Below are 13971 nucleotides of genomic sequence, written 5' to 3'. Positions count from 1 at the left end.
CTTGCTCACCGTAACCCAGGAGGCCGCCTCCTCGGCCGAAAACTGGGTGCGGCGGACGCCCTGCCTACGGCAGACTGTGCCTGGTGATCCTGACCATTTCCACGACGGCGCGCCCGGCAACCGATCTCGGGTACCTGCTGCACAAGCACCCCGATCGGGTTCAGGAGTTCACCCAATCCTGCGGTGTCGTACGCGTGTTCTATCCCGAGGCGAACGAAAATCGTTGCACGGCAGCGCTGTTGCTCGATGTCGATGCGATCCGGCTCGCTCGCACGTCGGGCAGGTCCGCCGACTACGCGCTCGGCCAGTACGTCAACGACCGGCCGTACGCCGTGTCGTCGCTGCTGTCGGTGGCGTTGGCGGACGTCTTCCGCACTGCCCGTGCCGGACGGTGCATCCTCAGGCCGGAGTTGGCCGCGACGCCGATCCCCCTGGAGATTTCGCTGCCCGCACTGCCGTGTCGCGGTGGACCGGAACTGGCCGAACAACTCTTCACCCCGCTGGGGTGGACCGTCGAGGCACGCCCCGTTCCGCTCGACGATGCGTTTCCGGAATGGGGCGACTCCCGCTATGTCCGGCTCACCCTGCGCGGCGACATCCGGCTCGCCGACGCTCTCAATCACCTGTACGTATTGCTTCCGGTGCTGGACGACGCCAAACACTATTGGGTCGCCTCCGACGAGGTCGACAAGCTGATCCGGGCCGGTGGATCCTGGCTCGCGGAGCACCCGGAGAGAACCCTCATCACCCGCCGTTACCTGCGGCATCAGTCCGCCCTGACGCGCTCGGCGTTCGAGCGGCTCGCCGAACTCGGCGACGACGTGGCGGAGCGGTTGGAACCACCGGTCGACGAGGAGCCCGGCAGCGACGCGGCGGTCGCGGCGGAAACCGTGGCCGCCCCGCCGCTGAACCTGCTTCGGCGCGAGGCGGTCCTCGAAGCCCTCGGCGAACTCGAGGCCCGCACGGTCATCGACCTCGGATGCGGTTCCGGTCAACTCGTTTCCGCGCTGCTCGACGATCCCCGTTTCACCGAGATCGCCGGGGTGGACGTGTCGACCCGGGCGCTGACGATCGCGGCACGCCGGCTGCGGCTCGATCGCATGCCGGAGCGCCGCCGCGAGCGTCTGCAGCTGTTCCAGGCGGCCCTCACCTACACCGACCACAGGTTCGCCGGTTACGACGCGGCCGTGTTGATGGAGGTCATCGAGCACATCGACCCGCCGCGGCTCACCGCACTCGAACAGGTGATCTTCGGTGCTGCGCGGCCCGCGCACGTCATCGTGACGACACCCAACTCCGAGTACAACGTGCGGTACGCCGACCTCGTGGGAATGCGTCACCGAGACCACCGCTTCGAGTGGTCGCGGGCCGAATTCCGTTCGTGGGCAGGCAACGTCTGCCGGGTCCACGGATACACCGCCGATTTCCGGCCGGTCGGCGACGACGACCCCGAGGTCGGTCCACCGACCCAGATGGCGGTTTTCGCACGAGCGGGTGGCGCCGATGCCTGACATCTCTGTACCGGCACTGTCGCTGGTGGTTCTCGTGGGTGTGTCCGGCAGCGGCAAATCCAGCTTCGCCGCACAGCATTTCGCCCCCACCCAGGTGCTGTCGTCCGACTTCTGCCGGGGTCTGGTCGCCGACGACGAAAACGACCAGTCCGCAACCTCGGATGCCTTCGACGTGCTGCTCTACATCGCCGGGACCAGGCTGCGGCGCGGGCTGCTCACGGTCGTCGATGCCACCAATGTGCAGCGCGAAGCGCGCAAGGCATTGATCGACCTGGCCAAGTCCCACGACGTCCTGGTGGACGGGATCGTGATCGACGTTCCCGACGACGTCGCGATCGCGCGCAACGCGACCCGACCGGACCGCGACTTCGGTGCACACGTGATCCGACGGCAGCACAAGGACCTTCGGCGGTCGCTGCCGAAGATCGGCCGCGAAGGCTTCCGGCGAGTGCACGTGCTCTCCGGAGTCGATGCCATCGACTCGGCGACGGTGTCGACCGAGAAGGCCTGGACCGACAAGCGGGATCTGACCGGACCGTTCGACATCATCGGCGACGTCCACGGCTGCCGAAGCGAACTGGAAACGCTGCTGCGGGAACTCGGCTGGCAGCTCCAGCCCGACGGCGCCGGCGCCTACCACCCCGAGGGGCGGACCGCTGTGTTCGTCGGCGACCTGGTCGACCGCGGACCGGACACCCCGGGAGTGCTGCGCCTGGTGATGGGCATGGTGGCGGCAGGAACGGCGCTGTGCGTCTCGGGCAATCACGAACAGAAACTCGCCCGGGCGCTGCACGGCCGTAAGGTCGCCGCCTCGCACGGGCTGCAGGAGTCGCTCGATCAGCTCGCCGCGGAATCCGACGACTTCCGTAAGTCCGCGCACGCGTTCATCGACGGTCTGATCAGCCACTACGAACTCGACGGCGGAAATCTGGTGGTCGCGCATGCCGGGCTGAAGGAGGCCTACCACGGCCGCGCATCGGCGCGGGTTCGTTCGTTCGCCCTCTATGGCGACACCACCGGCGAGACCGACGAGTACGGGCTACCGGTGCGCTACCCGTGGGCCCACGAGTACCGCGGGCGGGCCGTCGTCGTCTACGGCCACACCCCTGTTCCGGAGACCGAGTGGATCAACAACACCATCTGCCTCGACACCGGGGTCGTCTTCGGCGGCAAGCTGACCGCCCTGCGCTACCCCGGCAAGGACATCGTGTCAGTTCCGGCCGAGCAGGTGTGGTTCGAACCGGCGCGACCACTCGACACGGGGCGGGCCGCACCGGGTCGTCGGACGCATCGCGATCCGGCCCTGTTGTCGATCGACGACGTGCGCGGAACACGGCACCTCGACGTCCGCTACAACAAGGGACGCATCAAGGTGCGTGAGGAGAACTCCGCCGCCGCGCTCGAGATCATGAGCCGGTTCACCGTCGACCCGCGCTGGCTGGTCTACCTGCCGCCGACCATGGCTCCGCCGGCCACCTCGAACCTCGACGGCTACCTGGAACACCCGGCGCAGGCCTTCGCCGAGTTCGCGGCGAGTGGGGTCACCGACATCGTGTGCGAGGAGAAGCACATGGGTTCCCGGGCGATCGCCGTGCTGGCCCGCGATGCCGCAACCGCGGCGGAGCGGTTCGGTGTCACCGACGGAAGCTCGGGGATCGTCTACACCCGCACCGGCCGACCGTTCTTCGACGACCCGGCCACGATGAGCGAACTGGTGGCGCGGCTCCGCACCGCGTGCAGGCCGCTGATGGACGACCTCGGGTCGTCGTGGCTGGCGCTCGATTGCGAACTGCTGCCGTGGTCGGCGAAGGCGGGAGAACTGATCCGCAGCCAATACGCGTCGGTCGGCGCCGCGGCGGGTGCAGCGCTGCCGGACGCGATCACCGCGCTGGAACGGGCTGCGGCGCGGGGATTGGACGTCGCAGACCTGTTGGCTCACAACCGAACCCGCGCGGCCAACGCCCGACTTTTCAGGGACGCATACGCGCGGTACTGCTGGCCGGTGACCGGCCTGGACGGAGTGCGGCTCGCGCCGTTCCACATCCTCGCCTGCGAAGGCCGCGCAACCGCAGTCACCGAACCGCACTCCTGGCACCTCGCGAAGCTGGCGACACTCGACGATCCCCTCATCGCCGCGACCAGGCACCAGTTCGTCGATCTCACGTCCGACGAGTCACGCGACGCGGCGACCACCTGGTGGTCGCAACTGACCGATGCCGGCGGTGAGGGCATGGTCGTCAAGCCACTCGGCCCGACACCCGCAGAACTGGCGCACCGCAGGATTCAGCCGGGCATCAAAGTGCGGGGACGGGAATACCTGCGAATCATCTACGGCCCCGATTACACCGAGAACCTCGATGTTCTCCGCGACCGATCACTCGGCCGCAAACGATCGATGGCCCTGCGCGAACATGCGCTCGGTCTCGAGGCGCTGACCCGGCTCACCGAAGGCGACCCGCTGTGGCGAGTGCACGAAACGGTGTTCGCGGTTCTGGCGCTCGAGTCCGAGCCGGTGGACCCACGGTTGTAGCCGTCACCGGGTGCTCTGCCGGCGTGCGGTGATGGCGCCGTGAGGCCTGGAGCCGTTCCCCGTTCGGGTATGTGTCTCGATCACCTCGAAGCCGGCCTGGGCCAACTGCCTGCCGAGTTCGGCAACCGGCCATCGATGGGCAGTGGTGACGGCATGGTGGAAAGTCTCCACGGTTGTTCCTTCGAAGAACCCGACCAGCAGCCCTCCGCCCGGTCGTATCACGCGTGCGAACTCGGCGAGCGGAGTCTGGATGTCTCGCGGACTGTGGTGAATGAGCGAGTACCAGGACAGCACACCACCCAGTGATTCTGTCGCGACGTCCAGCGTCTCGAAGCTGCCGATTTCGAACGAGAGGTCCGGATACTGCGCGCGGGCCCGCTCGACGAACTCGGGCACCAGATCGACTCCGCACGCAGCGACTCCGCACGCGGCCAGGAAGTCGGTCCACTGCCCCGGACCACACCCGGCGTCGAGCACGGGTCCCGTCAGGGAGGCAGCCCAACTGCTCACCAGGGCCCGATCGGACGCGTGTGTAGAAGTCATGGAGCCGAAGAGATCCGTGTATTCCGAGGATCTGGCCGAGTACGACGCCCGGACGATGCCGCCCGGCTGGGTTCTCGCGTTCGCCATGCCGTCAATGATCGTCGATCGGGTGCTGTAGCCGCCGAACGTCCCCGCGGGCGAGTCGGCACCTGGCGTCGACAATCGCCGTACGATCGCTGGGACCACCCGCGACGACGCATTTTCATCTCGCGATCGGTCCCAGTCTGGAGCAGAGCAGCGTGCAGAAGGATGGAGAGCCGGATGTCCAGCTCAACGGTGACATTGCCATGCTGATCTACTCGATGAGCGTCTCGGTGGACGGCTTCATCACCGACCGGGAGGGCGGCTTCGGGTGGACGGTACCCAACGACGAGCAGTTTCGTTTCCACGTCGAGCAGATACGCGAGCTCGGCGGCCATCTGTGCGGCCGCAGGCTTTACGAGACCATGCTGCCGTGGGAGACGGATCCGTCGATGCGCGACAACGAGCTTCAGGCCGAGTTCGCCGACATCTGGTGCAGTATCCCGAAGGTCGTCTTCAGCCGCACGCTCGACGCCGTGCAAGGCAACGCCCGGCTCGCCGAGGCGTCGTTGGCCGAGGAGGCTGCGGCAACGCTCGACGCGACCAACAAGGACGTCTCGATCGGCGGCGCCGGACTGGCCGCGACAGCAATCGAACTCGGCCTCGTCGACGAGCTGCGCATGTTCCGCAATCCGATCGTCGTCGGTGGCGGCACGCCGTTCCTGCCGCCGGTCACCGAAGACGTTCCACTGGACCTGATCGAGACCAGGACATTCGGCTCGCGCGTGATTTACGAGCGCTACCGGCGCGTCCGCGGCGAGTCCGACGGGCCGGACCAACATGTGCGTTCCTCACCGCGAAGGACCCGTCGATGACGCTTCGGTTCAACTCGATATTGGCCTGCGGCATCGTCGTCGCCGCGTCGGTGCTCATGGCTGCGTGCAGTTCGGATGACGGTGAGGCATCATCCACACCCGGCATACCGGGAATGCTCCCGACGGCGGACGAACTGACCGCGCTGTACAACACCGCCCTCGACTACGACGCCCCCTTGTCCGACCGAGTGAATCTGATTCAGGGCGTCGACGAGGCAGATCCGCGGCTCGCCCAGAAGTTCGTTCAGGAGGGAATGACTGTCGAGTTCCACGCGGTGCTGGATCGTGGCGATGGATCCGTACTCGCCTTCGGCAACCCCGTCGTAAAAGGGCAGGCGCAGCCGGAAGGGTCACCGATTCCGTTCGTGGCCGAAGACGGCGCATGGAAGATCGCCAGAAGCTGGGCATGCTCACAGGTCGGCTGCTAGGCAAGGCTCAGCCGGTTCGTGGCCGCTGTGCACCCGCGCCCTACGAACTGCTGCCGAATGGTCCGGGTGGCGGCTGGACGGGGTAGGCGGCGACGTCCATGATCACCGAGCGTCTACGTAGATCTCATACTGTCGGCCACTGGTGTGGCGGGCGTGGGAGATGGACGTGTAGATGACGGCAAGCCCCCGACGCTCGAGGTCAGCCAAACCGCTGTGTCACGGCTACCCGCATCACCTTGTAGTGGTGCGGGTTTGACCGTGTCCCACACCGACGCTTGTGGCGCAGGAACATTCTGTTTCGGAGTCACCCCCAACCGCGGTGTTGTGGTGGGGAGGCTGCGGCGGACCCGGCGATGCCGCGGCCGAGGTGGTGTCGGACTGGTCTTGTCCCGGGACTTGCGCACCGGTGCCCGCTCGTCGACCCGGACCGCAGGCAGCTGCCCCCGCCGCCGGGTGACCTTGCCTTTGCCGAGGAGTGCTCGTTTGGCGAGGTTCACCCCCGCGACGTGGTCCCGGTTGCCGCCGACCCGGCAACTTGAACACCACGCCGTGTGGTAGCCGCCGGGACGGGCAAGCGGTTCGTCGCAGCCCGGACATTGTGCGGACGATCCGCGGGCGGGCACCGAGACCACCGCGATACCGACGCCGGCGGCGGTGTGCGCGAGGGCGGTGACGGCTTGACGGCGGGCGGACTGTGCGGCCCCGTTATTGTTGACCCGGCCGTGCCCGCGGGTCTCGAGAGTCGTCAAATCCTCCACCGCGATCACCTGCGCGCCCGCCGCCTCGGCGTAATCGGTGACCTGGCGGGCGAAATGGAATCCCAGCTCCCGGTTGATCTTCCCCCTCTTGGCACCGACCGCGGTGCGGTGCTCGTTCAGGGCGGCGATCTTCTCCTCCAGCCGGGCGCGGACCTCGGGAGGGGCGGTGGCGGCCAGCCGCGCCAACCGGGCCGCCTTGCGGTGCAGCATCTGCCCCTCGGCCTGCAGGCGCGCGAGTTTGGTCCCGAGCCCCCGGTCGTCGTAGGTGAAGCCCCGGTAATCCGACAACAGCCCGTCCGAGTTCTCGGTGGTGGCTGCGGCCGCGCCGAGCGTGGACGGCGACCAATCCACCCCCACCGCGACGGTCGCCGATCCCAGGTCGCAGTCGGGGACCAGTTCGGTCGCCGCGCACCGCCACAGCAGACCCCGACGGTCGAGGACCAGGGTCGGCAGATGCCAGTCGGTGATCGCCCGACCGTGCAGATGTGCGGGGATGGTGGCGGTGAGCCGGACCCGCCGCCACTGCGCCCGCCCCGCCGGGGCGGGGCTGGTGGGCAGTTTCACCGTCAGCACCAGCTCGCGGTCTGTGACGGTGATCTGCGCGAGTTGCCGGTCGGCGGCGGAGAGTCGGGCCATCGCGCTCGTCAGCGGCCGGCCTTGGACGTCGGTGATCCGCAACCGCGTCGACTGCGCCCCGTCGGTCCGGCGGGCGCGTGCGAGGAGCTGGCGTCGCACGCCCCGGGCGAAACCCAGCGGCACACGGTCCGCGGCGGCGGTAGGTGGGGCTATCCGGCCGGTGGCCGGGTCGAACCGCTCAGACAGCGCCGTGATCGCGGTGTCCCGGTAGGCGAGGGTCCGCAGGGTCGCCATCACCTGCGCCGTCACCACCCGGCTCACCCGCGACGGCACGTAGATTCCGTCCGGGTAGTGCGGGTTCCAGCCGAGGCGGGACGCGGCGACATGACCCTGGGCGGGTAGCCTGCGGCCCGCACGGTCCCGTCCGGCCGCGAGGACGTCGAACGTGACCGGCTGCCACAGCCGTGCCGTCAACTCGGCGCCGGCCGCCGCGATCAGGTCGAGCAGCCACCGCACTCGGGTGTCGACGTCGTCGAGGCCGATCGGCTCATCGGTCGCGTCGTCGACCGCCATATGGGCGCGGGTGGTAAACGCGAACTGACGCGGTGCCGTTGATTCCGGCCCGTTCATGCCGACCGACCCGGCGCCAGGCACAATCCGAACGAACCCGGACTCGTCCGTCGCCGAGAAGAGTCGCCACCGCCCGACAAGCTCATCGATTGCCCCCCTTCCCACCGTCTACTTCCCCACCTCCCGCAGAGTCTCGACTATAACGCCGACCTCCGACAAGTACCGCTCGATCCGCACCATCGGCAAACCGGGGCAATCGATCTCGCCACATCGCACCACCACGGGCCGGCCCCCGAACCGCGTCGTCGAGCATCCACCCACGCCCTGCCCGCTGCTCCCCCGAGACACGAACCACAATCCCGGCAGATCCGACATCCCGCACCAAGAACGTTCTCCCACAACATTGTTTCCTGATCAGCCCGCGACACCTCTTGCCCTGCCGAACCCGACACCCGGCGAAACGCGAAGCCTCCGCGCCTCTCCTCCTCTCCGCAATCTCTTCCGCACAACCCTATGCAGTCCTGCCGAAAGAGGCGCCCTGGTCCGCAGCCGCAGAGTTGGGGCCCGAACCCGCCCGACGAGAAGGCAACCGACCTCTCCGTCGGCACCCTTGCGCACCCCAACGACCGACGGCCCACGCATTCCGCAGTCACCAATTCGCGGGGGCAGAAAGTGTCAGAGACTGATGGAGAGTATTAGATATATCAGCAACAGCTGAGAGCCTTCGCATGGGCCGCTGTCGATATCGGTACGCCGGGAACCGGTCAGCGTCCCGTCTGGCTGCGGTGTGTAGTACGCAACCGAGTGCGCCGGTGCCCACACCTTCGGCACGCCCTCACCTTGATAGCAGTCCCACTCCCAGTCGTAGGTGTGGACCAACTGGTCCCGTCCCATGTGTATCGCGGCGGTAGCGGCACTGTCGGATTGGCCGGCGTGGGCCCATCGGTCACGGTGGCAACGCAAGAGTCGTCCGTGCAACTCTTTTCGAATCGGTACGTATCAGCGAAGTCGGGCTCCCACTGCCGCGCGGCCAGACTCGTACCGGTCTTTCGTCGCGACGCAGCCTTGCAATGAGTACTCCCCCGACTAGAATGGCTGTGTCGGTGCCGCCCCCGCAGGCACGCCCCGGCCACCGACCAGGACGCAATCAACGCGACTATCAGCAGTGACTTGCGCATGACGCGACTGAATCACAGGTGTCGGCAGCGCAGTGGGTATCAGTGTCCGCAGCGGTGGCCGGGATCGCGGTGTCTGTGGCGGCGCTCGTGTTCCGCTCTGCACAGAGAAACAAGGTCGCCGCACGCCTGCCAATCCGCGGAACTCCGCAGATCAGGACCGTGATCAGATCACCGGTCTGGGCAGTGAGTGGCGACCTGTTGCCCGTCGCGATGGTAACAGTAGTTTGCCCCTCTGACAGAGGCGATCCGCTCCGCCCGCCACAGCGCGCGACCCCCTGGCTGTAGCGGGCGGAGACACCTCACGAAATCCTGCCCGATGCTGTGTTCGGTCGATGACGATGAGTTTCGCAGTGGTTCCCAGTCTGTACCAATATCGATCAAAACGTGACTCGAGGAGAACGACATGACCGCGACCTACACCTTCGACGTCTTTGCCAGCCTCGACGGCTACGGCGGCCTCAGCGGCGGCGACTGGGGAGGCTACTGGGGGAAGCAGGGCCCCGAGTTGCTCGACCACCGCCTTGCCCTATACGAGTCGGAGCAGCGGATGGTATTCGGGGCCAACACGTATCGGGCGTTTGCGCAAATGCTGGCATCGAGCACCGAGGAGTCCGAAGTGCGTGACCCGTGGGTCACCCGGATGAGGAGTCTGCCGGCAACGGTGGTGTCGACGACGTTGGAAGGACCTCTCGACTGGCCGGACGCGACCATCGAGAGCGGTGACGCCGTCGACATCGTCGCCCGCCTCAAGCAGGAGTCCGACGTGCCGCTGCGTTCCCACGGCAGTCTGTCGATGAACCGTGCACTGTTGGCCGCCGGCCTCGTCGACCGCCTGCAGGTGACGCTCTTCCCGGTGATCACCGGTCAGACCGGCGATGACCCGATCTTCCGGGGCGCGGCCGACTTCGACCTGGAGCTGATCGAGAACCGGACGCTCGACGGTCACATTCAGGAGCTGATCTACCGACCCACCCTCCATTGATCTCCGGCGCGGTACACGGTCCCACGGCCCGGCGCGATCGATGCTTGCTGACAACCTGCAGTATCAGCCCTGAAACGGCGCACCGATCAGGACTCGTCTGATGGACTCTCCAGGGCCAGGGCCGTCACGGATGTCGAGAATGCGGAGCCGGCTCCGTCCCAGGCACACCAGCGGCCACGACAGGCCGCGCGACCACGAAGGAGAACCACATGGCGATTCGGCGGATGGACCACGTGAGCGTCGTCGTCGACGACCTCGAGGATGCAATCGCGTTCTTCGTCGAACTCGGTATGGAGCGGGAGGGCGCGGCGCAGATCGAGGGACCGTGGGTGGACCGCATCAACGGGCTCGACGGCGTCCGAGTCGATATCACGATGATGCGGACCCCGGACGGCCACGGCCGGCTCGAGCTGACGAAGTTCCACAACCCGACGGCGATCAGCGCCGAGCCGAAGAACGCACTGGGTAACACGCTGGGTCTCCGGAGCATCATGTTCGCCGTCGACGACATCGACGCCACTGTGGCCGGCCTGCGAGCCCATGGCGCGGAACTCGTGGGTGAGGTGGCGCAGTACGAGGACAGCTACCGGCTCTGCTACGTCCGCGGCCCCGCGGGGGTCATCGTCGTTGGCCGAGGAGCTCAGCTGACGGCCCCTTGCCGCCGAATCGACGACCGTGCCGGTGCACAGGAATCTACACTTTCGTGCGTGGTCGATCCGATACATTTCGAGGCGCACGCCGACATCTACGGTGAGGCACGACCGCCGTATCCGCAGGCCCTGTGGGACAGTCTTCGCGGTCTCGGCGTTCTCGAGCCCGGCCGCCGCGCCCTGGACATCGGATCGGGAACAGGGCAGGCGACCGGTCCCCTGCTCGCCGCGGGCCTGAGCGTCACCGCGGTGGAGCCCGGCCCACGGCTCGCCGCACGCCTCCGGCGTGCACATCCGGATGCGGCCGTCATCGTCGAACGCGTCGAGGACGCCGAGCTTCCCGAGAATGCCTTCGACATCGCAATCGCGGCGACATCGATTCACTGGATCGATCTCGATATCGCTCTTCCGAAGGTCCACCGCGCGCTGACCCACGATGGGAGGTTCCTGGTGTGGCGGAACGTCTTCGGAGATCCAGACGCCAGGACCCCGTTCCGGGAGCGTGTCGCACGGATCGTGCAGGACCGCGGCGCACCACCACGCCCCGGACCCGATCCGGAGGATGTTTCAGCGCTCACGACAGAGTTGACTCGTTCGGGCCTGTTCACCGTCGACGTGGTCCGCACGTTCCGGTGGAACATCGAGCTGAACGACCGGCAAGTGTTCCGGCTGTTCTCGACGTTCAGCGACTGGACCTCGGAGGAGGCCGACCGCGCGGCCGCCGCTGTCCGGGAACTCGGAGGCACCGTGGTCGAGCACTACATGACGTGGCTCGTCGCACTGACTCCCGCGAAGACTCCTTGCGCGGATCGGTGGTAGGTCAGCGTCCACGGTTGTACTTGATGTGTTCGGTGCGGGAGTAGTCGTCGAGTGCGTTTCGGTCGACGCCTGCGGCGGTGCCTTCGAGGACCGTGCACTGCGTCGATACGACGCTGTGCACGGTCCTCGAAGGAATAGCTCAGTCTTTGCGATCCGCCGTGGCGGCTGTGGCGGTGCTTTCCTCCCAGAAGTCGGCTCCTTCGATGCCGAGCGACTTCGGGTCGAAGGTCGGGTCGAGTCCTTGCTTCTTCTGCTGCTCGAAGTCGCGGTAGACCTTGTAGACCATGGGGAACAGCAGTACCAGGCAGGCGAGGTTGATCCAGGCGATCATCCCGAGCCCGATATCACCGATGGCCCAGACGATTCCGGCGTTCACCACGGAGCCCACGAAGACGATCGCGAGTGTGCCGACCTTGAGAATCAGCCTGGGCACCGGACCCTTTCGCCCGTTCAGAAGGAACAGGAGATTCGAGTTCGCCACGTAGTAGTACAGCAGCAGACAGGTGAAGCCGAACAGGAACACGGCTACGGCGATGAAGCCCGCACCCCATCCCGGCGCCAGTGTGTCGATGGACTTCTGGACCCAGTTCGGGCCTGCCTCGACGCCGGGAAGATTCTCGACGAGATGTCCGCCGGAGCCGTCCGAGACGTTGTACTGGCCGGACACCACCATCATCAAACCCGTTGCCATGCAGATCAGCAGGACATCGATGTAGATGCTGAAGGTCTGGACGAGGCCCTGCTTACCGGGATGCGAGGTTCGCGCCGCCGCGGCCGCGAAGGTGGCCTCACCGATGCCGTTGGCCGACGCGAAGACCGCCCGGCGAACACCCCACGCCACTGCGGCGCCCGCGATACCGCCCAGCACCGGATCGAGACCGAATGCCGAGTTCACGATGAGCTTGATTGCGTCGGGGACGCTTTCGAGGTTCGCGAAGATCACGGCCAATGCCAGCACGAGGTACCCGATTGCAAGAGTCGGGACGAGCGTCTGGGTGACTTTGACGATCCGCGTCGTGCCACCGAAGATCACCAAGGCGATCAGCGCGGTGACGAAGACCGCAGGCACCCAGCTCGGCAGACCGAACGCCAGCTGAGCACTGGACGCGATGGTGCTGACCTGGAACCCGGGGAACATGAAGCCGTAGCCGACCAGACCGAGAAACGCGATGAGCGCCGCGACCTTCGGAAGCTTCAGACCGTACTTGATGTAGTATGGCATGCCGCCGATGTCCTCGCCGGCCTTCTTCCGGTCTTCGTCCTCCACGTGCCGTTTGAACACCTGCGCCAGGGTGGCCTCGGCGTACCCGACGGTGCAGCCGACGAGTCCCGTCACGGCCATCCACAGCAGTGCGCCCGGTCCACCACCGCCGACGGCGGTGGCGACGCCCGCGATGCTTCCGACACCGACGCGGCTCCCGAGAGCGAGCACGAGCGCTTGGAAGGAAGACAGGCCTCCTTCTCCCTCGCTGTGCTCCCTCAGCTGGCGAATCATGTCGGGAATGCGCCGGAACTGAATGCCTTTCATGGCAATGGTGTATGCCAACCCCAGGCCCAGTACGACATAGGCCATCGGTCCCCAGATTCCGTCTGCCAGAGTCGTGAGTAACTCGGCCCAGTCGATTTCCGGCACGATTTACCCGTTCCGGTCAGCGAGCTTCTTCAGAGCCCGTCCGATTCGCTCGACCTGCTCCGCGGGGAGCTCTGCCGTGGGTCGACGGGGAGCGCCGACCGGCTCGCCCTGCAGGGCAAGTCCTGCCTTGACGGCGGAGATGAACGGAACGGAGATCATCGAATCGATCACCGGGTACAGGTCGCGCCACTTGGCGAGCGCGCCGTGCAGGTCGCCGTCGGCGATGAGCCGGTTGACTGCGACGATCTCGTCCGGAACCACATTCGCGGCACCCGCCATAACTCCGGCAGCACCCTCGACCAGGGCGCTGTAGATGTAGGAGTCCCAGCCGATGAACGTACCGATCACGTCACTGTGGTGGTGGATCAGCTGCAGTGCCTGTTCCCAGTTCGCGCTCGAGTCCTTGATGTAGCGGATGTTGTCGACCTCTTCGGCCAGCGAGCGCACGGTGGCGGGGTCCAGGTTCACACCGGTGACCGCGGGGATGTTGTAGAGCATGATCGGCAGTTCCACCGACGACGCGACGTCCTTGATGTAGGTCACCGTCTCTTCGGTCGAGAGCGGCTCGTAGAACGGGGTGATCAGCATGAGCACGTCCGCGCCCGACTTCTCGGCGGCGCGGGAAAGCCGGATGGCTTCGGCAGTTGTCGTGGCACCGGTTTGAGCGATGACGGGTACCCGGCCATCGGCGTGCTCGATGACCGTGTCGACGAGCCGCAGGCGCTCGTCCGACGACAGCGCCCCGACCTCACCGGTCGATCCCGCGGCGACGACACCGTCGACGCCTGCCTTGATCGAGCGGTCCACCACGACCTTGAGCTTGTTCACGTCGATCTGCTCGTCGGCGTCGAACGGGGTGGTCAGGGCAGTGAGGACACCGCTGAGTTGCTTGGACAT

11 protein-coding genes and 1 pseudogene are annotated in these 13971 nt (G+C 66.7%); 6 read left to right on the top strand and 6 right to left on the bottom strand.

The window, feature by feature from the left end; all coding sequences use genetic code 11:
• Nucleotides 1–83: 83 nt before the first annotated feature.
• Complete coding sequence (locus tag JWS13_RS42450) at nucleotides 84–1511, top strand: 3' terminal RNA ribose 2'-O-methyltransferase Hen1 (RefSeq protein WP_206011061.1); 1428 nt, start codon at nucleotides 84–86, stop codon at nucleotides 1509–1511.
• The gene (locus tag JWS13_RS42445) at nucleotides 1504–4041 is read left to right on the top strand and encodes a polynucleotide kinase-phosphatase (RefSeq protein ID WP_206011060.1); all 2538 of its coding nucleotides are present in this window, start codon (nucleotides 1504–1506) and stop codon (nucleotides 4039–4041) included. The genes JWS13_RS42450 and JWS13_RS42445 overlap by 8 nt, the downstream gene beginning before the upstream one ends.
• Nucleotides 4042–4044: 3 nt before the next feature.
• On the opposite strand, the gene JWS13_RS42440 is transcribed toward JWS13_RS42445, so the two are convergent.
• On the bottom strand, nucleotides 4045–4671 hold the full coding sequence (locus JWS13_RS42440; RefSeq protein WP_206011059.1) for a class I SAM-dependent methyltransferase: 627 nt from the start codon (nucleotides 4669–4671) through the stop codon (nucleotides 4045–4047).
• Nucleotides 4672–4871: 200 nt separating this feature from the next.
• Here JWS13_RS42440 and JWS13_RS42435 point away from each other — a divergent pair, with 200 nt between their 5' ends.
• A complete protein-coding gene (locus tag JWS13_RS42435; protein WP_206011058.1) occupies nucleotides 4872–5480 on the top strand; it encodes a dihydrofolate reductase family protein in 609 nt (202 codons plus the stop codon).
• Nucleotides 5477–5908: an MTB12 C-terminal domain-containing protein gene (locus JWS13_RS42430; RefSeq protein WP_241032523.1), complete on the top strand. Its 432-nt coding sequence runs from the start codon at nucleotides 5477–5479 to the stop codon at nucleotides 5906–5908. Before JWS13_RS42435 ends, JWS13_RS42430 begins: the two co-directional genes overlap by 4 nt.
• A gap of 113 nt (nucleotides 5909–6021) precedes the next feature.
• On the opposite strand, the gene JWS13_RS42425 is transcribed toward JWS13_RS42430, so the two are convergent.
• The 3 genes and pseudogenes from JWS13_RS42425 to JWS13_RS46640 all read right to left on the bottom strand — a co-directional run.
• Nucleotides 6022–7872 carry a zinc ribbon domain-containing protein gene (locus JWS13_RS42425; protein WP_206011057.1) on the bottom strand — a complete coding sequence of 617 codons (1851 nt, stop codon included), beginning with the start codon at nucleotides 7870–7872 and terminating at the stop codon, nucleotides 6022–6024.
• A gap of 615 nt (nucleotides 7873–8487) precedes the next feature.
• Entirely contained in the window at nucleotides 8488–8706 is a 219-nt protein-coding gene (locus JWS13_RS46645; protein WP_476748555.1) for an Rv2253/PknI dimerization domain-containing protein, read from the bottom strand.
• A gap of 101 nt (nucleotides 8707–8807) precedes the next feature.
• Nucleotides 8808–8990: pseudogene (locus JWS13_RS46640) on the bottom strand (Rv2253 family sensor-like surface protein); the annotation flags it as partial.
• 403 nt (nucleotides 8991–9393) lie between these two features.
• Between JWS13_RS46640 and JWS13_RS42420 the strand changes: the two are divergent.
• The gene (locus JWS13_RS42420) at nucleotides 9394–9972 is read left to right on the top strand and encodes a dihydrofolate reductase family protein (RefSeq protein WP_206011056.1); all 579 of its coding nucleotides are present in this window, start codon (nucleotides 9394–9396) and stop codon (nucleotides 9970–9972) included.
• 209 nt (nucleotides 9973–10181) lie between these two features.
• Nucleotides 10182–11441, top strand: a complete 1260-nt coding sequence (locus JWS13_RS46250) for a methyltransferase domain-containing protein (protein ID WP_338050731.1) — start codon at nucleotides 10182–10184, stop codon at nucleotides 11439–11441.
• A 139-nt stretch (nucleotides 11442–11580) separates the two neighbouring features.
• On the opposite strand, the gene JWS13_RS42405 is transcribed toward JWS13_RS46250, so the two are convergent.
• Both JWS13_RS42405 and dapA read right to left on the bottom strand, forming a co-directional pair.
• Nucleotides 11581–13014, bottom strand: a complete 1434-nt coding sequence (locus JWS13_RS42405) for an alanine/glycine:cation symporter family protein (protein WP_259375285.1) — start codon at nucleotides 13012–13014, stop codon at nucleotides 11581–11583.
• A 63-nt stretch (nucleotides 13015–13077) separates the two neighbouring features.
• Complete coding sequence (dapA, locus tag JWS13_RS42400; RefSeq protein WP_206011054.1) at nucleotides 13078–13971, bottom strand: 4-hydroxy-tetrahydrodipicolinate synthase; 894 nt, start codon at nucleotides 13969–13971, stop codon at nucleotides 13078–13080.

The sequence above is a fragment of the Rhodococcus pseudokoreensis genome (assembly GCF_017068395.1).
Lineage (GTDB): Bacteria > Actinomycetota > Actinomycetes > Mycobacteriales > Mycobacteriaceae > Rhodococcus_F > Rhodococcus_F pseudokoreensis.
Note: the sequence above shows the minus strand (reverse complement) of the source record. Positions and strands in the feature narration are given on the sequence as shown.

Bases quoted from the DNA above. Each gene is read 5' to 3' on its own strand.
- JWS13_RS42445 (WP_206011060.1), top strand. From the start codon at position 1,504: ATGCCTGACATCTCTGTACCGGCACTGTCGCTGGTGGTTCTCGTGGGT.
- JWS13_RS42440 (WP_206011059.1), bottom strand. From the start codon at position 4,671: ATGGCGAACGCGAGAACCCAGCCGGGCGGCATCGTCCGGGCGTCGTAC.
- JWS13_RS42435 (WP_206011058.1), top strand. From the start codon at position 4,872: ATGCTGATCTACTCGATGAGCGTCTCGGTGGACGGCTTCATCACCGAC.
- JWS13_RS42430 (WP_241032523.1), top strand. From the start codon at position 5,477: ATGACGCTTCGGTTCAACTCGATATTGGCCTGCGGCATCGTCGTCGCC.
- JWS13_RS42425 (WP_206011057.1), bottom strand. From the start codon at position 7,872: ATGAACGGGCCGGAATCAACGGCACCGCGTCAGTTCGCGTTTACCACC.
- JWS13_RS46645 (WP_476748555.1), bottom strand. From the start codon at position 8,706: ATGGGACGGGACCAGTTGGTCCACACCTACGACTGGGAGTGGGACTGC.
- JWS13_RS42420 (WP_206011056.1), top strand. From the start codon at position 9,394: ATGACCGCGACCTACACCTTCGACGTCTTTGCCAGCCTCGACGGCTAC.
- JWS13_RS46250 (WP_338050731.1), top strand. From the start codon at position 10,182: ATGGCGATTCGGCGGATGGACCACGTGAGCGTCGTCGTCGACGACCTC.
- JWS13_RS42405 (WP_259375285.1), bottom strand. From the start codon at position 13,014: ATGGCCTATGTCGTACTGGGCCTGGGGTTGGCATACACCATTGCCATG.
- dapA (WP_206011054.1), bottom strand. From the start codon at position 13,971: ATGTCCAAGCAACTCAGCGGTGTCCTCACTGCCCTGACCACCCCGTTC.